Source organism: Sphingobium abikonense NBRC 16140 (assembly GCF_001598335.1).
GTDB classification, from domain to species: domain Bacteria; phylum Pseudomonadota; class Alphaproteobacteria; order Sphingomonadales; family Sphingomonadaceae; genus Sphingobium; species Sphingobium abikonense.
Map to the genome: position 1 here is coordinate 1 of NZ_BCYT01000024.1, position 24,014 is coordinate 24,014.

22 protein-coding genes and 1 tRNA gene are annotated in these 24,014 nt (G+C 63.1%); 13 read left to right on the forward strand and 10 right to left on the reverse strand.

Annotation, left to right across the window (positions count from 1 at the left end):
* Positions 1-230: 230 nt before the first annotated feature.
* The 3 genes from SAB01S_RS16855 to lipB all read right to left on the reverse strand — a co-directional run bounded on the left by SAB01S_RS16855 (position 231) and on the right by lipB (position 2,039).
* On the reverse strand, positions 231-923 hold the full coding sequence (locus SAB01S_RS16855) for a hypothetical protein (protein WP_062734470.1): 693 nt from the start codon (positions 921-923) through the stop codon (positions 231-233).
* Between the two features lie 83 nt (positions 924-1,006).
* The gene (locus SAB01S_RS16860; RefSeq protein ID WP_062734508.1) at positions 1,007-1,282 is read right to left on the reverse strand and encodes a hypothetical protein; all 276 of its coding nucleotides are present in this window, start codon (positions 1,280-1,282) and stop codon (positions 1,007-1,009) included.
* Between the two features lie 61 nt (positions 1,283-1,343).
* A complete protein-coding gene (lipB, locus tag SAB01S_RS16865; protein ID WP_062734472.1) occupies positions 1,344-2,039 on the reverse strand; it encodes a lipoyl(octanoyl) transferase LipB in 696 nt (231 codons plus the stop codon).
* 79 nt (positions 2,040-2,118) lie between these two features.
* Between lipB and SAB01S_RS16870 the strand changes: the two genes are divergently transcribed.
* Positions 2,119-2,913 (forward strand): DUF7847 domain-containing protein, encoded by a 795-nt coding sequence (locus tag SAB01S_RS16870; RefSeq protein WP_021228754.1) that lies wholly within the window; start codon positions 2,119-2,121, stop codon positions 2,911-2,913.
* On the opposite strand, the gene SAB01S_RS16875 is transcribed toward SAB01S_RS16870, so the two are convergent.
* Genes SAB01S_RS16875 through SAB01S_RS16885 form a run of 3 tightly spaced genes read right to left on the reverse strand, consistent with a single transcriptional unit; the run spans position 2,895 to position 4,853 of the window.
* Positions 2,895-3,494 (reverse strand): GNAT family N-acetyltransferase, encoded by a 600-nt coding sequence (locus SAB01S_RS16875; RefSeq protein ID WP_062734474.1) that lies wholly within the window; start codon positions 3,492-3,494, stop codon positions 2,895-2,897. The genes SAB01S_RS16870 and SAB01S_RS16875 overlap by 19 nt on opposite strands.
* Positions 3,495-3,501: 7 nt before the next feature.
* Positions 3,502-4,386 carry an oxygen-dependent coproporphyrinogen oxidase gene (gene hemF, locus SAB01S_RS16880; RefSeq protein ID WP_062734476.1) on the reverse strand — a complete coding sequence of 295 codons (885 nt, stop codon included), beginning with the start codon at positions 4,384-4,386 and terminating at the stop codon, positions 3,502-3,504.
* A complete protein-coding gene (locus SAB01S_RS16885) occupies positions 4,383-4,853 on the reverse strand; it encodes a tRNA (cytidine(34)-2'-O)-methyltransferase (protein WP_083951425.1) in 471 nt (156 codons plus the stop codon). Before SAB01S_RS16885 ends, hemF begins: the two co-directional genes overlap by 4 nt.
* 193 nt (positions 4,854-5,046) lie before the next feature.
* On the opposite strand from SAB01S_RS16885, the gene petA reads away from it, so the two are divergent.
* From petA to SAB01S_RS16905, 4 genes are all read left to right on the forward strand, one after another.
* Positions 5,047-5,613: a ubiquinol-cytochrome c reductase iron-sulfur subunit gene (gene petA, locus SAB01S_RS16890; RefSeq protein ID WP_021228750.1), complete on the forward strand. Its 567-nt coding sequence runs from the start codon at positions 5,047-5,049 to the stop codon at positions 5,611-5,613.
* 12 nt (positions 5,614-5,625) lie between these two features.
* Entirely contained in the window at positions 5,626-6,945 is a 1,320-nt protein-coding gene (locus tag SAB01S_RS16895; protein WP_062734478.1) for a cytochrome b, read from the forward strand.
* Positions 6,946-6,960: 15 nt separating this feature from the next.
* Entirely contained in the window at positions 6,961-7,809 is an 849-nt protein-coding gene (locus tag SAB01S_RS16900; RefSeq protein ID WP_021228748.1) for a cytochrome c1, read from the forward strand.
* 76 nt (positions 7,810-7,885) lie between these two features.
* Positions 7,886-8,422: an adenine phosphoribosyltransferase gene (locus SAB01S_RS16905; protein WP_062734480.1), complete on the forward strand. Its 537-nt coding sequence runs from the start codon at positions 7,886-7,888 to the stop codon at positions 8,420-8,422.
* Positions 8,423-8,446: 24 nt separating this feature from the next.
* Here the strand turns inward: SAB01S_RS16905 and SAB01S_RS16910 are convergent, their stop codons facing one another.
* A complete protein-coding gene (locus tag SAB01S_RS16910; RefSeq protein ID WP_062734512.1) occupies positions 8,447-9,073 on the reverse strand; it encodes a 5'-methylthioadenosine/S-adenosylhomocysteine nucleosidase in 627 nt (208 codons plus the stop codon).
* A 141-nt stretch (positions 9,074-9,214) separates the two neighbouring features.
* Here SAB01S_RS16910 and SAB01S_RS16915 point away from each other — a divergent pair, with 141 nt between their 5' ends.
* On the forward strand, positions 9,215-9,472 hold the full coding sequence (locus SAB01S_RS16915; protein ID WP_062734482.1) for a hypothetical protein: 258 nt from the start codon (positions 9,215-9,217) through the stop codon (positions 9,470-9,472).
* Positions 9,473-9,789: 317 nt separating this feature from the next.
* Here SAB01S_RS16915 and SAB01S_RS16920 read toward each other — a convergent pair whose 3' ends face one another.
* Positions 9,790-10,644, reverse strand: coding sequence for an alpha/beta fold hydrolase (locus SAB01S_RS16920; protein WP_062734514.1), 855 nt, complete (start codon positions 10,642-10,644; stop codon positions 9,790-9,792).
* Between the two features lie 271 nt (positions 10,645-10,915).
* Positions 10,916-13,807, reverse strand: coding sequence for a TonB-dependent receptor (locus SAB01S_RS16925; RefSeq protein ID WP_062734484.1), 2,892 nt, complete (start codon positions 13,805-13,807; stop codon positions 10,916-10,918).
* Positions 13,808-14,257: 450 nt separating this feature from the next.
* Here SAB01S_RS16925 and SAB01S_RS16930 point away from each other — a divergent pair, with 450 nt between their 5' ends.
* Positions 14,258-14,998, forward strand: a complete 741-nt coding sequence (locus tag SAB01S_RS16930; protein ID WP_062734486.1) for a DUF72 domain-containing protein — start codon at positions 14,258-14,260, stop codon at positions 14,996-14,998.
* Between the two features lie 510 nt (positions 14,999-15,508).
* On the opposite strand, the gene SAB01S_RS16935 is transcribed toward SAB01S_RS16930, so the two are convergent.
* Positions 15,509-15,598 (reverse strand) — tRNA-Ser (locus SAB01S_RS16935).
* A 136-nt stretch (positions 15,599-15,734) separates the two neighbouring features.
* Here SAB01S_RS16935 and hspQ point away from each other — a divergent pair.
* The 6 genes from hspQ to SAB01S_RS16965 all read left to right on the forward strand — a co-directional run bounded on the left by hspQ (position 15,735) and on the right by SAB01S_RS16965 (position 23,984).
* On the forward strand, positions 15,735-16,106 hold the full coding sequence (hspQ, locus tag SAB01S_RS16940; protein ID WP_031298291.1) for a heat shock protein HspQ: 372 nt from the start codon (positions 15,735-15,737) through the stop codon (positions 16,104-16,106).
* A 166-nt stretch (positions 16,107-16,272) separates the two neighbouring features.
* Positions 16,273-18,210 carry an OPT family oligopeptide transporter gene (locus tag SAB01S_RS16945; RefSeq protein ID WP_439646692.1) on the forward strand — a complete coding sequence of 646 codons (1,938 nt, stop codon included), beginning with the start codon at positions 16,273-16,275 and terminating at the stop codon, positions 18,208-18,210.
* 52 nt (positions 18,211-18,262) lie between these two features.
* A complete protein-coding gene (locus SAB01S_RS16950; protein ID WP_245646515.1) occupies positions 18,263-18,466 on the forward strand; it encodes a DUF3606 domain-containing protein in 204 nt (67 codons plus the stop codon).
* A gap of 163 nt (positions 18,467-18,629) precedes the next feature.
* Positions 18,630-21,431, forward strand: a complete 2,802-nt coding sequence (locus SAB01S_RS16955; RefSeq protein ID WP_062734490.1) for a TonB-dependent receptor — start codon at positions 18,630-18,632, stop codon at positions 21,429-21,431.
* A gap of 70 nt (positions 21,432-21,501) precedes the next feature.
* Positions 21,502-22,902 (forward strand): purple acid phosphatase family protein, encoded by a 1,401-nt coding sequence (locus SAB01S_RS16960; RefSeq protein ID WP_062734492.1) that lies wholly within the window; start codon positions 21,502-21,504, stop codon positions 22,900-22,902.
* Positions 22,903-22,913: 11 nt separating this feature from the next.
* The gene (locus SAB01S_RS16965; protein ID WP_062734494.1) at positions 22,914-23,984 is read left to right on the forward strand and encodes a phytase; all 1,071 of its coding nucleotides are present in this window, start codon (positions 22,914-22,916) and stop codon (positions 23,982-23,984) included.
* The last annotated feature ends 30 nt before the right edge of the window (positions 23,985-24,014 follow it).

Below are 24,014 nucleotides of genomic sequence, written 5' to 3' on the forward strand. Positions count from 1 at the left end.
GACTATGTGGGCGAGCCTAAGGCGCTATTGAATGACCGGGAGTGGTCGAAATACGACCTCGTCCTGCACGCTCATCCTGTTTCGCCACAGCCACTCGATGAGAAAACGCCGTCATGCCGGGCTAGACCCGGCATCCCGCTCTGTTGGGCGGAAGACGCGGGACCCCGGCTCAAGGCCGGGGTGACAATGATAAGAGCTGACCCAAATCGCCAGCAAGCCTCTCGCCCGACTTACGGCGTGACGCCGACCTTCTCATTATAGGCCTGATGGCACACCGGCTCCAGCACGCCCTTTTTCCAGCATTTGGGGTCGAAGGAGGGCAGGGCGACGGCATAATCATCGCCGGGCATGCCATAATATTGCTCGCCTGCCTGAATGAGCGATTTCTTGATCGAGGCGAGGCCCGTGCGCGCCACGTCAGCGAGCGCGCCGCGATCGGCGAAAATCGCCTGGCGGCCGACGACGCCGGCTTCCTGGCAAAAGCCCTTTTGCGCCTGCACCGTCGAATAGCCCGAATAGATGCGGGTATTGTACATGTCCGCGGCCGACTGGCCGGCGCGGCCCTTGCCCGCGGTGCGCTGGAAATAGGCGAGCAGCGTCGCCTGCGCCGCGTCCAGTTCCGCGTCATGATGGGCGATCATGGCGTTGTAATTGTCGACCGTCAGCAGCGTGGGTTCGAACTGGCATTGCAGCGCCGCGACGTTAAGCGCGGCGCGCAGGTTCCACGCCAGCCCGGCCTTGATCTCCTCAGCGGTCGCGCCCGGCAGGCCAAGCGCGATGGCGGCATTGCTGTCGGTAAAGGCGGGCGCGCTCATGTCGGGCGGCGACCAGTAGAATTGCGCGGCGGCCGGCTGCGCGGCCAGCGGCATCAGGGCGATCGACAGGCTGCACAGGCTGGTGCGCAGGGCGGAACGGAAGCTCATCGTCTCGTCTCTCCAGAAGGATGCGGCGCGGCGCATCCCGATAGTCATAACCATGCGCGCATACTATTCCGATGGCGGTCGGCTTACTGGTCCGCCACCACTTCGGCATCTTCGGCCGGCGCGGCGGCAGGCGCGGCGTTCGCGGATGCGCTCTGATTGGCCGCACCATCATTGCCGGGAGCGGCGATCGCGGTGCCTTCGCTCTGCACGCCGTCCAGGTCGGTCATCGCGTCGGTCGCGGTGCCGTCCACCACTTCCATGTCCTTCATCTGCACATTGCTGCCGCCCTTGTCGCCGTCCCCGCAGGCGGTCAGCGACAGCAGAGCGGCGGTGCAGACGATCCATGCATTCACGCGCATCCGGGTCTCCTTGAACATCGCGTCGATACCCGGCATCCCCCGCCGGTCAAGGCACAGGACCCTAGCGGGCGGCCTCGCATTGCTCAAGCCCCGACCCGCAGCGCGACAAGCGGCTGAGAAAGGACGGGAAATGGCTTCTGAGCGCCACATCGAGCGCGGCCATCGACGCGTTGCCGCCCAGCGCGGCTATGCTGGTCACGGGATAGTCGCTGATGCCGCAGGGCACGATGCCGCCAAAATGCGACAGGTCGGGGTCGACGTTGATGGAAAAGCCATGCAGCGTCACCCAGCGCCGCACCCGGATGCCGAGCGCGCCGATCTTCGCCTCGCGCCCCTGCGCGTCGTCGGTCCAGATGCCGATCCGCCCGTCCGCCCGCCGCGCGGCGATGCCCAGGTCGCCCAGTGCCGCGATCATCCAGCCTTCCAGATGATGGACGAAATTGCGCACATCCTTGCCGCGCGCGCTAAGGTCAATGTTCAGATAACCGATCCGCTGCCCCGGTCCATGATAGGTGTAGCGCCCGCCACGCCCGGCGTCATGGACGGGAAAGCGCGGGTCGATGAGTTCGGCCGGGTCGGCGCTGGTTCCCGCCGTATAGAGTGGCGGATGCACCAGCAGCCACACCCGCTCGCGCGCGTCCCCGGCGTGGATCGCGGCGGCGCGCGCTTCCATGTCGGCCAGCGCCTCTGGATAATCGACCGGCGCCGCATCGACGCGCCATTCGACCTGGTCGGGGAAGGGAAGGGGATCAACCATGGCGTTTCCTTGACTTGGGGCAAGCGAGCGATCAAGTCTCCTGGCCGCATTTCCCCCTCTTGAGGCAGGCAGATTAGATATGGCGACAATCTCCATCGGCAAGGCGTGGGAGGAAGCCGTCGCCTTCATCCGGCGCGAAGCGACCTTGCTGTTTCCGGTCGCCCTGCTGTTCGTGGCGCTGCCGGGTCTGGTTGTGCAGGAAATGACGCCCCCGCAATTGCAGGCCTGGTTCGCGCAGCCCAAGGCGGACGCCATTCCGGTGATGCCGCCTGGCTTTGCCCTGTCGATGCTGCTGGGCATCGTCATCATCTGGTTCGGGTCGCTGGCGCTGTTCGCCCTGGCGCTGCGCCCCGGCATCAGCGTGGGGGAGGCGCTGCGGCTCAGCTTTTCGCGCCTGCCCGTCCTGCTGGGCACCGCGCTGCTGGTGGTCGTCGCCATTGTCGCTTTCATTGTCGTGGTCGCGCTGGTCAGCGTGATTTTCGCCATGGCCTCGCAACAGGCCGCCCATGCGATGGGCCTGCTTTTGGGGCTGGCCGCGGTCATCATCGTCTTTTTCGCGAGCATCCGGCTGGTCCTGCTGAATGCGGTCGTCATCGACACGCGCGGGGGCGTAATCGAATCGTTGCGCCACGCCTGGTCACTGACGCGCGGTCATTTCTGGCGGCTGTTCGGCTTTCTGGTGATCGTGATGCTGTTGTCGACGCTGGTGGGCACGGCCGCGCAAGTGATCGTCGGTCTGCTGGGCAGCCTGCTCGCAGGCCCGGAGGGTGCGCGGCTGGCTGGCGGCATCGCTGCTGCGGCGGTGTCGGCGGTGGTGCAGGTCTATCTGCTGGTGATGCTCGCGCGCATCTATCGTCAGGCGTCGGCGGCCTGATCCAGGATCGGCACATGCGGCGCGGCATCGCGCGGCACTATGCCCGCCAGGCGCGGGTCGGCAAATGTCTCGATCTCGCGCGCGAAGGGTGTGAAGCCTGATCGCATGTAAAAGCCCAGCGCTCCCGGGCTGTCGAGGGTGCAGGTGTGGACCCGGAAACGCTCCACGCCCTTGCGCCAGGCGAGCGACGTTGCGTGCGCCATCAGCCACCGGCCAAGCCCCTTGCCGGTCCGTTCAGGGACGAGGCCAAGAAAGCTTAGCTCGCAATCGGGCATCGACCGGAAATCCAGTTCGAGGAGGCCGATTTCCGTGCCGCGCGGATCCGTGACCGCATAGATTTCGACGGCGGGGTCGTGGAGGATTGCCAGCAATGGCGCGTCCGCCATCACCAGCCGGGAAAACCACAGCCATGGCGCGCCGACGCGGCGGAACAGCGTTCGATAGGCGTCAGCATCGGGCGCTTTCCAGCGGACGAGCCGTAGCGGCGCGGACGGGATCGGCGCAGGCCGGGGCTGGGCGCGCATCTCCAGATGGGTGACGATCGTGGCCACCATGCCCGGTTCGACCCGCGTCAGCGCCATGGCGGGCCTAACTCCACTGCGCCATTGGCGGCAGGCTCATCAGGATGGCGTCGATATTGCCCCCGGTCTTGAGCCCGAACAGGGTGCCGCGATCATAGACGAGGTTGAATTCGGCATAGCGCCCGCGCCATTCCAGCATGGTGCGATAGTCCGCCTCGCTCCACGGCTCCGCCATCCGCCGCCGCACGATCGGGGGAAAGGCGGCGAGGAACGCATCGCCGATCGCGCGGGTAAAGGCGAAATTGGCGTCGAACGCCGTGTCGTCGGCGCATTCCAGATGATCGTAGAAGATGCCGCCGACGCCGCGATGCACGCCGCGATGGGGGATGAAGAAATAATCGTCCGCCCATGCCTTGAACCGGGGATAATGATCGGGATCATGCGCGTCGCACGCGTCCTTCAGCACGGCGTGAAAATCGGCCGTGTCTTCATCGCGCGGCAGCGGCGGATTGAGGTCCGCCCCGCCGCCGAACCAGCTTTTCGTGGTAACGAGATAGCGCGTGTTCATGTGTACGGCCGGGACATGCGGGTTGGCCATATGCGCCACCAGGCTGATGCCGGTGGCGAAAAAGGCGGGGTTTTCCTCCGCACCGTGAATCGTCTGGGCAAAGCCGGGCGCGAATTCGCCGCCCACGGTGGAGATGTTGACGCCTACCTTTTCGAATATCTTGCCCTTCATCACGCCGCGCACGCCGCCCCCGCCTTCGCCGGGCGCCTGGCAATCCGCCTCGCGGTCCCAGGGGGTGAAGGCAAAGGCGGCGTCGCTGCCGGCTTCGCGTTCGATCGCTTCAAATTCGGCGCAGATGCGGTCGCGCAGCGATTCGAACCAGCTACGCGCCGCCTGCTGGCGATCATCGAGTGCGAAGGGGACGATGGGAACAGGATTGATCATGCGGGAAACCCCTTGGTCTGGCGTAATGCTTCGGCCACGGCGATGCCGGTCGACACGGCGATGTTCAAGGACCGAAAGCCCGGCGCCATGGGTATGCGCACGCGAATATCGGCCAGATCGCGAACGCTATCGGGCACGCCGGCGCTTTCCGACCCCATCAACAGCACGTCATCGGGCGCGAACCGCACGTCCGGCAATCGCTGCGAGGCGTGAGCGCTCATCAAAAGCAATCGCCGGCCTTCTGCCCGCCGCCGAGCATCGAACGCCTCGAAATTGGCATGGCGGGTGACGTCGGCCGCCGCGCCATAATCCATCGCGGCCCGTTTCAGGCGCGCGTCGGAAAAGGCGAATCCGGTGGGCATGATGATGTCGACGGGCACGGCGAGACAGGCGGCAAGGCGCAGGATCGCGCCGACATTGCCCGCAATCTCCGGTTGGTAAAGGGCGATACGCATGGGCAGCGCCATAGAGCAGCGCAAGCTTTTGTAACAGGCCAAGTAAGATTGCGGTTGGCAAAGCGCGCGCTTCCCGGTTATCAGGCCCGCGAACCACACCGGGGGGAAGGTGGGGGCAGCCACGGCTGACAACCCAAATCCCTTGATAATCAGCGTCGGTAACGGCATGCGGTGTGACAGGGAAGTCTTGCAAGGGTAGAGGTGCATGGCGAGCGTTGATCATTCTGACGGGCAAACTCTATCCGGCGGAGAAGAGGTGCGCCGCCGCGATTTCATCAATATCGCCGCGGTGAGTTTCGCCGGGATGGGGGCGGTGGCCGTGGTCGTGCCGCTCATCGACCAGATGAACCCCAGCGCCGATGTGCTGGCGCTGGCGTCGACCGAAGTCGACCTGTCGGCGATCCAGCCGGGGCAGGCGATCAAGACGACATTCCGGTCGCAGCCGCTGTTCGTGCGGCACCTGACACCCAAGGAAATTGCCGAGGCTGACAAGGTGGACGTCGCCACGCTGCGCGATCCGCAGACGCTGGAAGAACGCACCGTTGACGGCAAAAAACAGTGGCTCATCACGATGGGCGTGTGCACCCATCTGGGCTGCGTGCCGCTGGGCGCGGGCGAGGGGGAAAATCGCGGCGAATATGGCGGCTATTTCTGCCCCTGCCACGGGTCATCCTACGATACCGCCGCTCGTATCCGTAAGGGGCCTGCCCCCAAGAATCTGGAAGTGCCTGAATTCAAGTTCACTTCCGACACTGCCATTCTTGTGGGTTGAGGGGGGACCGTCATGAGCTTTCCATGGGCTGAACATTATACTCCCAAGCATCCCGTGATGCAGTGGATGGACGAGAAACTGCCGCTGCCGCGCCTCGTCTACAATGCGGTGGGCGCTGGCTATCCGGTGCCGCGCAACCTCAACTATTTCTGGAATTTCGGCGTTCTGGCCGGCCTGGCGCTGGTGATCCAGATCGTCACCGGCGTCATCATGGCGATGCATTATGGCGCCAATGACTTGGTCGCCTTCGCCACCGTCGAACAGACGATGCGCGACGTCAATTCGGGCTGGCTGATGCGCTATGCGCACGCCAATGGCGCCAGCTTCTTCTTCATCGTCGTCTATCTCCACATTTTCCGTGGCCTCTTTTACGGCTCCTACAAGGCGCCGCGCGAAATGGTGTGGTTGCTGGGCCTCGTCATCTTCCTCCTCATGATGGCGACCGCCTTCATGGGCTATGTGCTGCCCTGGGGGCAGATGAGCTATTGGGGCGCGAAGGTCATCACCGGCCTGTTCGGCGCGATCCCGGTCGTTGGCGAACCGATCCAGACCTGGCTGCTGGGTGGTTTTGCGCCGGGCAACGCGTCGCTCAACCGCTTCTTCTCGCTTCACTTCCTGCTGCCCTTCGTGATTGCAGGGGTCATCATCCTGCACATCTGGGCGCTGCATATTCCCGGTTCCAACAACCCGACAGGCGTTGAGGTGAAGGGGCCGCAGGATACCGTGCCCTTCCATCCTTACTACACGGCGAAGGACGGGTTCGGGGCTGGCGTGTTCCTGATCATCTTCTCGATCATGTTGTTCTACGCGCCCAATTATCTGGGCCATCCGGACAATTATATCGAGGCGAACCCGCTCTCAACGCCCGCGCATATCGTGCCGGAATGGTATTTCTGGCCCTTCTACGCCATCCTGCGCGCCTTCACCGTCGACTTCTTCTTCGTGCCAGCCAAGCTGCTGGGCGTGCTGGCGATGTTCGCATCGATCCTGCTGCTCTTCTTCCTGCCCTGGCTCGACAATTCGCCGGTGCGCTCGGGCAATTACCGCCCGACGTTCAAGAAGTTCTTCTGGATCCTGGTCATCGACGTGCTGATCCTGGGCTATTGCGGCGGTGCGCCGGCGGAAGAGCCCTATGTCATGATCAGCCAGGTCGCGGCGGCCTATTATTTCGCGCATTTCCTGATCGTGCTGCCGCTGATCGCGCGCTTCGAAAAGCCGCTGCCGCTGCCCGGATCGATCACGGAATCGGTGCTCAATCGCCACAACATAAAAGGCGAAGAGGATGCGCTGCCCGGTATGGGCGCCGATCCGCAGCCTTCGAACGCCGGTTAAGGGGGATAGGATATCATGGTTCGCATCGGCGCATTCCTTGTCGGCCTCTTTTTCGCGGGCTGGCTGCTGATCTCCTTCCTCTTTGGCGCGGTCGCTTATGTATCGGACCCGCCCCAGCCCACGGTGGAGCATGAATTCCACAAGGCGCCCAAGCATGTGTCCTTCTCGTTCGATGGTCCCTTCGGCCGTTATGACCGCCAGCAGCTGCAACGCGGCTTTCAGGTGTTCAAGGAAGTCTGCTCGGCCTGCCACAGCCTGAAGTTCGTGGCGTTCCGCGATCTCGAAGCGCTTGGCTATAATGAGGCCGAAGTGAAGGCGATCGCCAAGCAGTGGGCGATCAAGACGCCCGACGTCGATCCCAAGACCGGGGAGATGTCGACCCGCGATCCGGTGCCAGCCGATCACTTCCCCAAGCCCTTTGCCAACAATGTCGCGGCGGCGGCGGCGAACAACAATGCGATCCCGCCGGATCTGTCGCTGATGACCAAGGCCCGCCATCATGGCAGCGCCTATGTCTATTCGCTGATCACCGGCTACCAGCCGCAGCCTGCCGAACTGCTCAGGGAGTTCCCGGATGCCAAAACGCCGGAGGGGCTGCACTACAATCCCTATTTCGCCAACCTGAACCTCGCCATGGCGCCGCCGCTGACGGCTGAGGGCCAGGTGAGCTATGGCGACGGCACCAAGCCGACCGTCGACCAGATGGCGAAGGACGTGGCCGCCTTCCTGACCTGGACGGCGGAACCGAAGCTGGAAAATCGCCGTCGCGCCGGCCTTGCGACGATCGTCTTCCTGCTGATCGCCACGGGCCTTGCCTATATGGCCTATCAGAATATCTGGGCGGACAAGAAAAAGGCGGCCTGACGCCTCTTGCCGGCGCACGAACACAAGCGGGGCGCGGTTCCTTGAGGGGACCGCGCCCTTTGCCTATGGAGGCTTCATGAGCATCGACAGCCTGACCGCCCTGATCCGCACCATTCCGGATTTTCCCAAGCCGGGCATCCAGTTCCGCGACGTCACGACGCTGCTGGCGGATGGCCCGGGCTTTGGCGAACTGGTGGAGCGGCTGGTCGCTGTTGCCCGGCCGCTTGACCCTGACCTGATCGTCGGGATTGAAGCGCGGGGTTTCATCCTGGGAGCGGCGCTGGCTGCTGCCTTGGGCAAGGGCTTCGTGCCGGTGCGCAAGGCGGGAAAGCTGCCCGGCAAGACCGTCGGCATCGACTATGTGCTGGAATATGGCAGAGACCGGCTGGAACTGCATGAGGGCCAGGTGCCCGCCGGCGCGCGGGTCGTGCTGGTCGATGATCTTATCGCGACCGGCGGAACCGCGCTCGCCGCAGCGCAGCTTCTGCGCGAGCAGGGCGCCAGCGTGCTGATGGCCCTGTTCGCCGTCGATCTGCCCGACCTGGGGGGCAAGGCGCTGCTGGAGGAGGATGGCGTTGCCACGCAGGCGCTGATCGCCTTTGACGGTGACTAGGGCGCGCCAGCGCTAGCCCCCCCATTAGCCGTCCCGGCTCGCCAGCGCTTCGGGCAATAAATCCACCGCTTGCGCCAACCGTTCGTCGATCAGGCCCAGCAATTCCATCCAGCTGTTGATATGGTCCAGCTCGCCCGGACCGTCCGACACGCCGCGCAGGCCCATCAGCGGAACGTCATAGCGCGCGCAGGCCCGGGCGATGGCGAAGCTTTCCATGTCGACCATGTCGGCGTCGATGCCGGCATATTCCTCGCCGCCCACGACATTGGCGCCGGTCGACAAGCGCGCCAGCGGCAGCGGCAACGGGGTTGTCAGCGGGATATCGACCGGATGATCGCTCATCGGCGTCACGCCTTTGGGGAAACCAAGACGCGTGGCATCCATGTCGCGCCAGGATACGCTCGCAATCTGGAAGATCTCCCCCAGTGGGCAGCGGCGCGAGCCGGCCGACCCCAGCGACACGACAAGGTCGGGCAGGGCATTGCGCGCCGCCAGCGCCTGGAGCGCAGCGCCCATCGCGATTCCTGCTTCGACAGGGCCGACACCGGTCAGCAGCGGCGTGAACCGAGCGCGCAAATGCGGGCCATATTCGGCGTCCACCGCCATGACGAACAGGACGCGCCTGCCCGCGATCGTCTCGCCTTCCACCATGAACGTCCCCTTCGTCTGCTGCACTTTGCCTTTAGGCGAGCTGGATGGCCAGGCGAAGCGCCAAATGCGCGGCTTTTCGCTTGCCTTGCCCCGGTCCGCTGCGTCAGATGCTACAAACGCACCCGCCAGCAGGAGCCAGACATGACGCCGATCGAACGCGCCGCCCGCGCCTTGTGCCAGATGCAGGGCCAGTCGCAGGACGACGCCGGTTGGCAGGCCTGCCTGCCCCAGGTTCGTGCGGTGCTGGACGCCATCCATGAACCCAGCGATTATATGAAGGAAGCTGGGGCCGGCATCACCCGCTACATCAGCCCAGACAGCGACGAGCGCGCCTATGCGCAGGATGCCGCCAATGTCTGGCGTTTCATGCTGGACGCCATGAAGAAGCAGGTGCCCTGACCGTCAATCGCACCAGTGGAGGGGCCTTGGGACCTCCAATAGTGTCAACCGGACGAGAATGACGATCCGTCGCAATGCCCTCAACCAGAACGGCATCGGCACCGACATGGCTTACGTCGGCAAGGAGATTCGGGGCTCCCGGGTTCCTGAGCGTCGCTTTTCTGCTCCGTTACGGCTTAGAAAGGCTGTGATCGGCCCATATGATCCAGGACCGGGCGCCGACGGAGGGTGATAACGGCGGCTCAGTCCACCGACGCGCGATTGGCGGATATGCCATAGAGGCGGCGGAACGCAGTCCAGTCTGCCTGCGCTGGTCATCAGCTCCGGATGAAGGCCAGAATGTCCGCGTTTAATTGTTCGGCGTTTGTCGTCAGCATCCCGTGCGGGAAGTCTTCATAGATTTTGAGAGTCGCATTGGGCAGCAGTTCGGCCTGGAGCACGCCCGCATTCTTGTAAGGCACCACCTGATCGTCATCCCCGTGCAACACCAGCGTCGGGACGCTGATCGCTTTCAGGTCTTCGGTCTGGTCGGTTTCGGAAAAAGCCTTGATGCCATGATAATGGGCGAGCGCGCTGCCCATCATGCCTTGACGCCACCAATTGTCGACGACGGCCGGTTTCACGTCCGCGCCCTCGCGATTATATCCGTAAAAGGGACCGCTCGCGACGTCCCGGAAAAATTGTGCGCGGTTCTTCGCCAGGCTTTCGCGAAAGCCGTCGAACACGTCGATCGGCAGGCCGCCGGGATAGCGATCGGTCTTGACCATGATCGGCGGCACGGCGCTCACCAGCACCGCCCGGTCGACGCGGCCCTGCGCTATGCCGAACCGCGCGACATAGGCGGCGACTTCGCCGCCACCCGTCGAATGGCCGACATGTATGGCGTTCCTCAGGTCCAGATGCTGGGCAACCGCCGCGGCGTCTGCCGCATAATGGTCCATGTCATGGCCGAAATCGACCTGTTGCGATCGACCATGTCCACGCCGGTCATGGGCGACGACACGATAGCCTTGGTCCAGGAAGAACAGCATCTGCGCATCCCAATCGTCGGACGAGAGTGGCCAGCCGTGATGAAACATGATCGGCTGGGCATCCTTGCTGCCCCAATCCTTGTAGAAGATGTCAACGCCATCGGTGGTGGTCACGAAGCTCGATGAGGCAGTGCTGGTCATGGCAGGCTCCTGATAAAGCGGGATGACGAAAATGTTGAAGGTTGGTTCGGTAAGAGGGTGGTCCTGGTTCGTTGCGCCGTGATGAACGCGCCAACGAAGCGTCTGCTGCGTGTCGTCGATCATGCCATTCTTACAAACCGAACGATATCGGAAATCGTCAGGTGATCGAGCCTATCGGTCTTGCTGCTCCTTCGCTCGAACAAGAAAAGGCGGAAGCGGCGTTCGCCGCTTCCGCCCCCAAAGGCTTGGGACCTGTCAGCCAAGCCTCCCGTCAGAAATTGGCCCGAATGCCGGCCAAAATCGTGCGACCGGGATAATAGACCGAGTAAGGCGCATTATCATATTCGAACAGCGTGCGGATCGGCTCGTTCGTCATGTTGAGTGCGTCGAGCGTCAGGCGCACACCATCATTGAGGAAGGGAAGCTGATAGCCGGCCGACAGGTCGAGTTGGCCCCGCGCCTTGGACCGCAACGAGGCATTCTGGATGCCGTTCTGCGGCCGGTTGACCGCGATCGCATCGTCATTCCACACATAGTTGAGGCTGACCGACAGCCGGTCGTCTTCATAGAAGCCCTGAAGATTGTAGGAATATTTCGACACGCCCGTCGCCACCAGCCCGGACGAGGATGACTGGTCCAGATAAGTGCCGTTGGCCGAGAAGCCGAGGCCCTTCATCAGGAAGTCGAGCGGCTGGACCCAGGTGATTTCCAGACCCTTGATCTTCAGGTCCGACAGGTTGATCGGGCGGTTCACCGTGATGGGCAACTGACCAACGGGGATGCCGGTCTGCAGTGACCGATCGTTCAGCGCATTTTGCTGTGTCGGGATCAGGCTGTCGAACGGAATGTTGAGCGATCCAAAGCTCACTTCCTGCGATGTAGTGACTGTGAACCCCTGGATATTCTTCATGAAAAGGGACAGGCCGACATAACCGATGCCGCCCGTGTAGATTTCACCGCCCAGATCATAGTTGTCGGACGTGTACGGTTTCAGGTCCGGATTGCCCGCGCTGGCAACGAGGGCGGATGGATCGGAAAAGGTGATGCCCGGCAGAATCTGGCTGGCATCGGGCCGCGTCATCGTGCGCGATGCCGATGCGCGCAATTTGATATTGTCGGCGATATCGTAGGTCAGGTTGATCGACGGGAGGAAGTTCTCGTAGGTCGACCGCGACGTGATATCGACGATTTCCGAACCGATCTGGCTTGGTCCGACCACTTCTTGGCGGGTGCGGGCATAGCGCATACCGGTATTGATGCGCAGGTCGCGGCCGGCGATGGTCGTAACGCCGTTCAATTCGAAATAGGCGCCCCACACTTCTTCGTCCATGTCGCCGGTCGCGCCACCCGTCACCGCGCCGCGTGTTTCGGGCGCGCTGTCACGATAGCTTTCATAGTCGGTGACATCGCGGATCGCGCCAAAGTCCGGCATGATGTAGCGGGTGAAGCCGATATTGCCGCTGGCCAGATGCCCGAAATTCTTGACCGATCCGGGCATCAGATATTGCGGAATGGCGCTGGTTGGGATCGATCCGGTGTCGCCCGTGCAGCCGGTGCCGCACACTGACAGCTGATAGGCCGGGCTGTTGTCATAAGCGCGGATGGAGCGTTGCGCCCGGTCATAGGCGGCGCCAACCTTTACGTTGAAGAAGTCGTCACCATAGGTGACATCCAGATGCGCGCCCTTGGTTTCGGTCTTTCGGCGCACGAGCGCGACATTCTGGCGATACCATTCCCACAGACCGTTGTTGGGATCGTTCAGGTCCACATTCGTGGTGATCGAGGGGTAATCGCCCTGGCCGGTGTTGTCATAATAGACGTCGACGCCCGATTGCGGGGCTGTCTGGAATACCCAACTCGGTTGCTCACGGAAGAAACGGCTCTTCGAATAATTGGCGCTCAAGTCGACCTTCAGCAGGTCGCTGGGCTGCCAGCTCAGGCTCGGGTTGATATTCCAGAATTTTGTGGTCTGACGGAATTGGCTCGCCTCCAGGAAGAAGGAGCTGTTGGCAAAGGTGCCGCTGGTGACGACGCCATTGTCATCCACGGTCAGGTCGATCGGGATCATGCCTCCGGTCGACTGGGCGCTGGTGCCCGGACCGGAGTTACGCACCTGCCAGTTCATGATCAGACGGTCATAGTTGCGCTTCGATTTCGCCCAGATCCCGTCCAGCGCGAAATGCAGTTCGTCGCTAGGCCGCCATTCCAGCGATGCCAGCGCCGAAATGCGCGAGCGGTCCCCTTGCGTCAGCGCTTGGCGGCCAAGACGGGGAATGAGCGCGGTGCTCAGCTGATCGCGCGTCAGGCCAGACGTCGCAACCACATCGACCGGCTGACCTGCGACCAGGCCATGGCCGGCGTTGTTCGGCACGATCGAGGCATAGCTGAAATTATTGCCGCCCGGATCGCCAGCACCCAGATTGCCGTCGCTATAGCCCAGCGTCTCATAGCCATCGACGCGCGTCTTGGTCTTGACGCCGGCCACACCGACCAGGATGCCGAACGTATCGGTGGTGTGGCTCGCAACGATCGCGCCGCGCGGGCTGATCTTGTCGTTGCTGTCGGTATATTGGCCCTGCGCGACGACGGTCACATGCGTGCCGGGCTTGTCGAACGGCCGCGCGTTGCGCAGGTTGACCGTCCCCGCAATGCCGCCTTCCAGCGTGGAGGGAGAGGGGGTTTTGGCCAGATCGAGCCGGGTGAACAGTTCCGAAGGGAAGAAGTCCAGGTCGACCTCGCGATTGGCGCTGCCGCCGTTGGTGCCGCCATCGGAAGCGACCTGCAATTGCGATCCGTTCAGCAGCACGCGCGTAAAGCTCGGCCCCAGACCACGGATCGCGACCTGCGTGCCTTCGCCGTTGATATCGCGGTTGAGGCGGACGCCGGGCATGCGGTTGAGCGTTTCGGCCAGATTGGTCGCAGGCAGCTTGCCAATGTCTTCGGCGAAGATCGAGTCGCCGAACGCCACTGCATTCTTTTTCGCGTTTGTAGCGCTTTGCAGCGAGCCGCGAATGCCGGTCACGACGATGTCGGCGACCTCGTCTTCCTGAGCAGCGGGCGGCTGTGGCGTGACCTGGCCGAAGGCCAGGGTGGAGGTGGAAAACGCGCCTAGCGCGGAAGCCGCGAACAGTGCGGCGCGTAGATGGTTCTGGCGTAACGACATGACAAATCCCTCTCCTGCGTGTCTGTCCGCTGTGGCGGCACAGTGTAGCTGGTAACGCTATCAGTCGCGGACAAAGCCGCAATTCTGTATTTATGTCAACCGAAATATTTTAAATGATAGCGCTATTCACGGCATTGTGTCCTTAGCGGAAGCGCCCCTTCGCTTATGGCATCATGCGTCAAATGGCCGGACAAGAGGCATCCGACGACCGGCTGGGACAACAGGCCGCTTCAGCCCGAGAAAGCCAATCGCTTCTGAAGACTGGAGCGCCGAATCACAATTGGGGAGGGCTGAGACGAAGCACGCCGATCCTGCGGCCTTACGGGATTACGCCTTGCCGGAGCGAGCATGTGCACGGCTTTCCAGGCCTTTCATAAGAAAGGAGCCGGCCGCATTTTTCGCTGGTACTGATCGGCGCAGGCGATGACTTTTCTATGCAGGAGGTGCGGGATGACGGGACAGGTCAGGATCGGGATCGGCGGATGGGTGTATGAACCGTGGCGCGGCAGCTTCTATCCCGCCGGGCTGCGGCAGAAGGATGAATTGGCCTATGTCGGCGAACATCTGACCGCGACGGAAGTGAACGCGACCTATTATAGCAGCCAGAAACCCGCCACCTTCGCCAATTGGGCGAAGGCGGTGCCCGATGGCTTCCAGTTTGCACTGAAGGCCTCCCGCTACTGCACGAACCGCAAGGTCCTGGCCGAAGCGGGGGACTCGATCGCCAAATTTACCGGCCAAGGCATAGCGGAACTGGGCGACAGGCTGGGGCCGATCCTCTGGCAATTCATGCCCACCAAGCGATTCGATCCCGATGATTTCGGCGCATTCCTGACGCTGCTGCCTGACGCGGTTGACGGCGTCCGCCTGCGCCATGCGCTGGAGGTGCGGCATGAAAGCTTCGACGATCCGGCGTTTCTCGCCATGGCCAGGGAAGCCGGGGCGGCGGTGGTGCTGGCCGACCATGAAGACTATCCCTCCATCACCGGCCATGATGCCGGCTTTGCCTATCTGCGGCTGATGCGGACGCAAACGGACGAGCCCGCCGGTTACGCCCCGGGCGATATCGACCATTGGGCCGGCAGGGCGGTAGACCTGTCAAAAGCAGGCGACGTCTATGGCTTTTTCATCAGCGGCGCGAAGGAACGCAATCCGGCCGCCGCCCTGGCGATGATCGCAGCGCTGCCCTGACAACCTTTGTTGCGTTTGTTGCAATCGGAAAGTCATGCTTTGCGATTGTTACAATAAGATGACGCGACTAGAGGCTCCTTACACATGCGGGGGCGAATGTCCTTCGCAACAATGGAGTCAGTTATGCGTCAGATTTTTCAAGGTGCCGTGCTCGCCGTAGCCGTAGGCGTGCAGATGGTGACATTCTATTCGGTTCTCTATGCCTGACACCGGCTCGGCCGCGTCAGCATTCTCCTTTGCACAAGACCTAAACAGGCCGCTTTCCGAATCATCGGGGCGGCCTTTTTCATTAAGCGACGACAAGCGATATTTCGCTGCATGAAGATGGCAGACCTCTATGCCGGGGGGCGGGGGCCGACAATTTATTGGAGCGCCGCCTCGTCGAGACGACGGATTATGTCAGGAGCAGCGGACAGCTATGCCCGTGACCGGTCGCAACCTCTTCTGCCGGATCGGTACCCAGCGATGCTGTCAGGAAAATCCAGGCGGGATAACCGGTTAGCAAAGTCATGGCGGAGAGGGTGGGATTCGAACCCACGTTACGGTTGCCCGTAAACCGCATTTCGAGTGCGGCGCATTCGACCACTCTGCCACCTCTCCGCAGAAGGTCCGGCAAGCGCCGCTGGCGCTGCTTTCCCGGTCGAGCGGCGGCCATTAGCGGATGAAATCACGCTTGCCAAGCGACCTTCGGGGTATTTTTCTTGTGTCGGCGCAGCGCGCCCCTAAATTGAGCCTCATGAAAGAGATGAGTCAGATTTTTGGCGCGGGCATGACGGCCCCGCCGATCGTCCATGCGCGCTTCAGCATCGGCGATGTGGTCAAGCACCGGATGTTCGGATTTCGCGGCGTCGTGTTCGATATCGACCCGGTCTTCGCCAATAGCGAGGAATGGTATGAGGCCATTCCCGAAGAAGCACGCCCCGACAAGCATCAGCCTTTCTATCATCTGCTCGCGGAAAATGGCGAATCCAGTTATGTCGCCTATGTCAGCCAGCAGAATCTGGTGACGGACGACAGCGACGAACCGGTCGACCATCCCGCCATTTCCGGCATGTTCGGCACCTATGCCAAGGGTAAGTATCGGCTGCGCGCGCTGCACCGCCATTAAGTCCCCTGCCGTTTCCCCTCGGTTGCCAGGAGCCATCGCCATCGAGGGGACGCCCGCCACCGCGTCAGTTTGCGATTGATCCGCCGTCTGGCGCGATTATGACCGGACCCTTGGCATGATCGACAAGGGGTAAGCGGTGACGAACGAACAGGCACAGACCAGCGGCATGGCCGAACTGACGCTGCGCGGCGTCATTCTGGGCGCGCTCATCACGCTCGTCTTCACCGCCGCCAATGTCTATCTGGGCCTCAAGATCGGCCTGACCTTCGCCACGTCGATCCCTGCGGCGGTCATTTCCATGGCGGTGCTGCGGCTGTTTTCCACTGGCATCATCCTGGAAAACAATATCGTCCAGACCATCGCGTCGGCGGCCGGCACTTTGTCGGCGATCATCTTCGTGCTGCCGGGCCTGGTCATCATCGGCTGGTGGCAGGGCTTTCCCTACTGGCTGTCGGCCTTCACCATCGCGACCGGCGGCATATTGGGCGTCATGTATTCCGTGCCGCTGCGCCGCGCACTGGTGACGGGATCGGACCTGCCCTATCCCGAAGGGGTGGCAGCGGCCGAAGTGCTGAAAGTCGGCGCCGGATCGCGCGAGGGGCTGGAGGAGAACAAGCGCGGGCTGGCCGCCATCGTCGCCAGCGCCCTGTCCGCCGCCACCTTCTCGATCGTCGCCAAGACCCGGCTGATCGCGGAGGAAGCCGCCACCTTCTTCAAGCTGGGGGCGGGCGCGACGTCGGTGTCCACCAGCTTCTCCATGGCCCTGATCGGCGTCGGCCATCTCGTCGGCCTGTCGGTGGGCGTCGCCATGTTCATCGGCCTGCTGATCAGCTGGGTCGGCCTAGTCCCTTATCTGACCGCGCCAACCGCCGCCAGCGCCGATCTCAGCACGGTGGTCGGCACCGTGTTCAGCACCAAGGCGCGCTTCATCGGTGCGGGCACGATCGGCGTCGCCGCCATCTGGACCCTGCTCAAGATCCTTGGCCCCATCATCAGCGGCATTCGCTCCGCGCTCGCCGCCAATGCCACGCGCAGGGCGGGCAATGCCGGGCTGCTCGACATTACCGAGCGCGACCTGCCGATCGGCATCGTCGCCGGCACGATCGTCGCCGCAATGCTGCCCATTGCGCTGCTGCTCTGGGTCTTCGCGCAGGGCGGGCCGATCGCCCTCAACCCCGTGCCGGTGATCGGTCTGACACTGGCCTATGTGCTGGTGGCGGGCATCGTGATCGCGTCGGTCTGCGGCTATATGGCAGGCCTGATCGGCGCATCGAACAGCCCGATTTCGGGTGTCGGCATTCTCGCCGTGCTGGGCGCGTCGCTGCTGCTGGCCGCCATATATGGTTCGGGTGGCGACGAAGGCCAGACGCAGGCGCTGATCGCCTATGCCCTGTTCACCACCGCGATCGTCTTTGGCATCGCGACCATATCCAATGATAATCTTCAGGACCTCAAGACCGGGCAGCTGGTCGGTGCCACGCCGTGGAAGCAGCAGCTGGCGCTGGTGCTGGGCGTCATTTTCGGCGCTCTGGTGATCCCCCCGGTGCTGGATCTGCTCAACAGCGCCTTCGGCTTTGCCGGGGCGAGCGGCGCAGGCGCCAATGCCCTGCCGGCCCCCCAAGCGGCGCTCATTTCTGCGCTGGCCAAGGGCGTGCTGGGCGGCGATCTCGACTGGGGGCTGATCGCCATCGGGGCGGGCATCGGCGTGGTCGTGATCATCGTCGACGAAGCATTGGGCCGCGCGGGCAAGCTGCGCCTGCCGCCGCTGGCCGTGGGCATGGGAATTTATCTGCCGATGGCGCTGACGCTGCTGATCCCGGTCGGCGCGGTCATCGGCCATGTCTATAATCGCTGGGCGCTGCGACAGGCGAACTCCGAATTTGCCGAGCGCATGGGCGTGTTGATGGCGACCGGCTTCATCGTGGGTGAAAGCCTGTTCGGCGTCGCCTTCGCCGGCATCGTCGCGGGCACCGACAGCGATGCGCCGCTGGCGCTGGTCGGGGAAAGCCATTGGGCGGTGCCACTCGCCATCCTGATCTTCGCCGCCGTGATCGCGGGCCTTTATGCCCGCCTTCGGGGCTGGGCCAGCCGCCCCCTGTCCTAAAGGGAAGGGGACTTGGCGCGTCTTTTGTGCGTTGCTTCCTTGGGAAGAGCCAATGAGGGAGACGCGCCGAGCAATGACGCCAGAGGAAGGCCACAGGACACCGCTGAACACGGCACGCGTGTCATTGGAGCGGGAAGAAGAGTGTCTTTACTGGACCAACCGGTTCAGCGTGTCGCGTGACGAACTGGTCGAGGCCGTCGACACAGTCGGAGACGATGTCGATGCCGTTGCGGCCTATCTTAATGTCGGGCGCTGAACCCAAGGGTTTGAACTTGCGGACGGTCACGCAACTGCAATCTTAATGACTCTTTTTCGTCATCGTGATGGAATGAAGCTGTCGCAATAATCTCTCATGGGCCGGGCAGCCGGCAGGCGCGCGCATGTCAAGCGCATCGCTACGGCAACAGGGAGATTCCAGAATGAACCGCCTTTACCGCGGCGCGAGCCGCGTTGCCCTTACCCTTGCGCTCACCATGCCCGCCGCCGCCCTTGCCGGCACGATCAGCGGCACGGTGTCGGACGGCACCGGAACCCGCGCGCTCCAGTCGACGCAGCTCACCATCGTTGAACTGGGCCGCATCGCCGAAGCCGGCCGTGACGGTTCCTATCGCTTCCCCGACGTCGCGCCGGGCACCTACACGATCGAGGCGCGCTATGTGGGCGCCGACCCGGTCCGCACCACGGTCGTGGTGCCGGCGACCGGCGATGTCGACGCGGATGTCCGCATCGGTTCCAATGTCGACGCGTCCATCATCGTCGTCGGCCAGGTCGCCAACCAGGCGTCGGCCCTGTCCCGCCAGCGCGCCGCCGATGGCGTCGAAAGCGTGCTGACCCGCGACGCGATCGGCCAGTTTCCCGACCAGAATGTCGCCGAATCGCTCCGCCGCCTGCCCGGCATCAACATATTGAACGACCAGGGCGAAGGGCGCTTTGTCTCGGTGCGCGGTCTTGATCCCGAGCTCAACGCCGCGTCCGTCAACGGTGCGCGCCTGCCTGCGCCGGAAAGCGACGTTCGTTCGGTCGCGCTGGACGTGGTCCCGTCCGAACTGATCGAATCGATCGAGGTCAAGAAGTCGCTGACGCCCGACATGGACGCCGACACGATCGGCGCGTCGATCGAAATCAACACCACCAGCGCCTTTGATCGCAAGAAGGACCTGTATTCGATCAAGCTGGAGGGCAGCTACAACGACTATTCGGGCGAAGTCACGCCCAAGGGCAGCGTCGATTTTTCGACCCGCCTTACCGACAGTTTCGGCGTGTCGGGCGGCTTTAGCTATTACAAGCGCAAGTTCGAAACCGACAATATCGAGGCGTCGGACTGGACGACCAGCGAAGACGGCATCGTCTATGCCGAAACGATGGAATATCGCGACTATGACGTCACCCGCAAGCGGATTGGCGCGACGCTCAATTTCGACTGGATGCCCAGCGACACGACCAAGCTCTATGCCCGCGGCGTCTACAACCAGTTCGACGACCAGGAATATCGCCGCCGCCTGACCTTCGTGCTGGATGAGGAACCCGCGTCGGGCGATGCCGACAGCGCCTTCTTCACTGACGAGGACGGCCGGATCGAGGTACGCCGCGACCTCAAGGACCGGTTCGAGCGCCAGCGCATCAAGTCGATCGTGCTGGGTGGCACCACCGAAACCGGCCCGTGGAAGCTGACCTATTCGGGCAGTTGGTCGGAATCGACCGAAAAGGAAGCCGGCTCGATCGACCCCGTCCGCTGGCGCGCCCGGTTCGACGGCGACGGCGTCGATGTGAACTTCAACTATGCCGACCCGCGCGTCCCCCTGTTCGAAGTGACGAGCGGCGCGGACCTGTTCAACGATCCGTCGGAATATAGCTTCAATCGCGTCGAACAGACGGTGCTGTCCGACTCGCGCGATCGCGAATATGCGCTCAAGGGCGATATTTCCCGCGCCTTCGTCACCGACAGTGGCACCTTCACCGTGCAGACGGGCATGAAGGCACGCTGGCGCAAGAAGAGCTATAATTTCAATATGGCCTATTATGGCGACGGGGACCTGGACCTGGCCGACGTGCTGGGCGACCAGACCTATCGCCTCGCCAATCTTGGCCCGCTACCCGCCAAGGGCGCCGCGACCGATTATTTCTACGCCAATCCCGGCGCCTTCGAACTGGATCCGATCACAAGCGCCTATGAATCGGCGGCGCAGGATTACAGCGCGAAGGAAGATATTCTGGCCAGCTACCTGCTCGGCCGGTGGGACAGCGACACGGTGCGACTCATCGGTGGTGTGCGTGTTGAACAGACGCGCAACGTCCTGCGCGGCAACCTGACGCAATATGCGCTGGACGACGAAGGCGAAGCAACCGGCGTCGTGACTACGCCCAATGTCTTCACCAAAAACTATACCGACTGGCTCCCCAGCCTGACCGCACGCTTCGAGCCGAGCCGTGGTCTGGTGCTGCGCGCGGCAGGCTATAAGAGCCTGGTGCGACCCAAGCTGTCGCAGCTGGCGCCGCGCTTCATACTGGACGAAGACTTCGCCGCCGAGTTCGGCAATCCCGACCTCAAGCCCTATCGCGCCTGGAACCTGGACGCATCGGCCGAATGGTATTTCAGCGGCAACGGCGCGCTAACCGCTGGCCTGTTCTGGAAATCGATCAAGGACTATACCGCCGAAATCCGTGACTTCACCGACGGCACCTATAATGGCGTCACCTATAGCGAAGCGCAATATTTCGTGAATGGCGAGACCGCCAAGGTCAAGGGCGTCGAACTGTCCTACAGCCAGGTGTTCAGCTTCCTGCCCGCGCCGTTCGACGGGCTGCTGACGAACCTCAACTACACCTATACCGACGCCACCGGTCGCATCACCAGCTATGATGACGACGACAACGCCTATAGCCGCAAGATCGCCCTGCCCAATGCGTCCAAGCATACGTTCAACGCCGTGCTGGGCTATGAAAAGGGTCCGGTCTCGCTGCGCGCGGCGGGCACCTATCGCAGCAAATATCTTGATGAGCTGGGCGACGGCCCCGACAGCGACCGCTTCGTGGACAATCATTTCCAGCTCGACCTGTCGGCCAAATATAAGCTGCTGCCCGGCGTGCGCCTGTTCGCTGACTGGGTGAACGTCAACAACGCCAAATATTATGCCTATCAGAATTACGGCGGTGCGCGCCGCCTGCTGCAATATGAGGAATATAATTGGACGGTGAAGTTCGGCGTGTCGGCCAGCTTCTGATCCGTTGCCTCATCCTTTTCTGCCGGCCGCCCCGTGCGGCCGGCAGTCCTGTTTCCATGAAGGGACGCGCATGATCCGTCTTTCTCTCGCGGCGCTGCTGCTCGTGTCGGCCCTGCCGGCAATGGCGCAATCCGCGCCTCAGCCCCCGGTGCCCCGGTCGGCCGGCACCCCTTATGCCGCGCGCAGCCTGCCCGACCGGATCATGCTGACGCCCGCGGCGGACCCATCCCGCGGCATGGCGGTCAGTTTCCGCACCGACATCGCCCAGGCAGCGAGCGAGGCACAGATCGCGGTCGCGGTCGATGGCCCCACACTCGAGCGGCAGGCCCGCACGGTCAGCGGCCAGCCCGGCACGCGCCAGGACAGCGCCAACGGCCCGGCGCTCTATCACCAGATCCGTTTCACCGATCTGACGCCCGACACCGTCTACGCCTATCGGCTGAAAGGAAGCGCGGGCTGGAGCGAATGGCTGCAATTCCGCACCGCCGCCACGCAGGCAAAGCCCTTTCGCTTCCTCTATCTGGGCGACATTCAGAACGGCATCCTGACCTATGCCAGCCGGGTCATCCGTCAGGCCTTTCATGCCAATGGCGGCATTGACCTCGTCCTGCATGCCGGCGACCTTGCCGCGCAGCGCGACGATCTGGACCATGACGACGAATGGGGCGAATTCAATCAGGCCGGCGGCTATAACTGGTCCATCGTTCCGCAACTGCCCGCGACCGGCAATCATGAATATGTCGACGTGACATTGCCCGACGGGCGGGAAAGCCGCGCGCTCGGTCCCTATTTCCCCTTGCAGTTCGCGCTGCCGGACAATGGCGCGCCCGGCGTCGGGACAAGCTATTTCGTCGATTATCAGGGCGTGCGCTTCATTATCATGGACGGCACATCGGCCATCGACCTGGGCACCATGGCGGCGCAGACCCGGTGGCTGGACGCGACATTGGCGTCGAGCAAGGCGACATGGAATGTCGTGCTGTTCCACCAGCCCGTCTTCACCTGTGCCCGTCCCGATGACACGGCAGAGATCAAGGCCGCCTGGAAGCCGATATTCGACGCGCGCAAGGTCGATCTGGTGCTGCAAGGCCATGACCATTGCTACAGCCGCCTGACGTTGCAGGCCGGGCGCGAAGCCTCGGCCACGGCGCGCGCGGATGGCGCGGTCCAGGGGCCAGTCTATCTCGTATCCGTCACCGGGTCCAAAATGTACGGCCTGAATGACCGCGCCCGCACCCAGCCCGACAAGGTCGCAGAGGCGACCGAACTTTATCAGGTCGTGGATGTCGACGGCGACCGGCTCAGCTTCCGCACCTTCACCGCGTCGGGCAAGCTCTATGACGGCTTCGATCTGGAAAAGCGCGCCGACGGCAATCATCTCACTGACACGACCGAGCCGACCATCGCCACACGCACCTGCACCGGCGCTATCGGCCCAGACGGCGGCCCATGCGTCGCGCGCGGCAAATAAGGAACACATCCATGAAACATGTCGTCCTTCCCCTGACCGGCCTGCTCGCGCTATCGGCCTGCGCGACAACAGAACAGGAAGCGCCGGTCTCGGTCCGCATCGCCAATGCGACGCCAGCCGTATCGCTGACGGCGCGCGGCGAAACCACGCCGGTTGGCACCGCCAATGCCGACGCCGCCGATGATCCGGCCATCTGGCGCAATGCCGCGGCCCCTTCGCAAAGCCTGATCGTGGGCACCGACAAGAAGGCGGGCCTCTATGTCTATGGTCTTGACGGCAAAACTCGCGACTTTCTGGACGCCGGGCGCGTCAACAATGTCGATCTGAAGGATGGCGTCGTCGTCAACGGCACGCCGGGCGTTCTGGTCGCCGCGTCAGACCGCAGTGACGTCGCCCATGCGAAGGTGGCGCTGTTCCGGCTCGATACCGCGACCGCGAAGCTGACCGCCATCGGCAAGGTCGATGGCGGCACGGGCGAAGCCTATGGCCTGTGCCTTGGCCGGGATGAAAGCGGCCTGTCTGCCTATATCGTGCTCAAGGACGGGACCATCCACCAGATCGCGCTCGACACATCGGGCGCGACGCCCGCTGGGCGCATTGTGCGCACCCTGAAATTGAGCAGCCAGGCCGAGGGCTGCGCGGTCGATGATCGCACGCACATTCTCTATGTCGCGGAGGAAGATGTCGGCCTGTGGCGTTTCGACGCGCGCGCCGATGGGGCGACCATACCGACCAAAATCGCGGCGGCGGACGGCAAGAATCTCGTCATGGATGCCGAAGGCGTGGCCATCGCCCCGATCGGCGAAAAGGACGGCTATGTCCTCGTTTCCAGCCAGGGCGACAATGCCTATGTCCTCTATCGCCTGCGCGACGACGCCTATGTCGGCCGCTTTCGCGTGGTCGATGGCGCCATCGGCGGGTCGGAGGAAACCGACGGCATCGAATTGATGCTGGGCGATTTCGGACCAGCCTATCCGGGCGGCCTGTTCGTCGCGCAGGACGGCCATAACGCGGCCGCCGCGCAGAATTTCAAGCTCGTCGCCTGGGACGACATCGTCCGCGCGCTCGGCCTGCCTCGATAACATAAGACTGAAGGGGGCGGACAAAGCGCC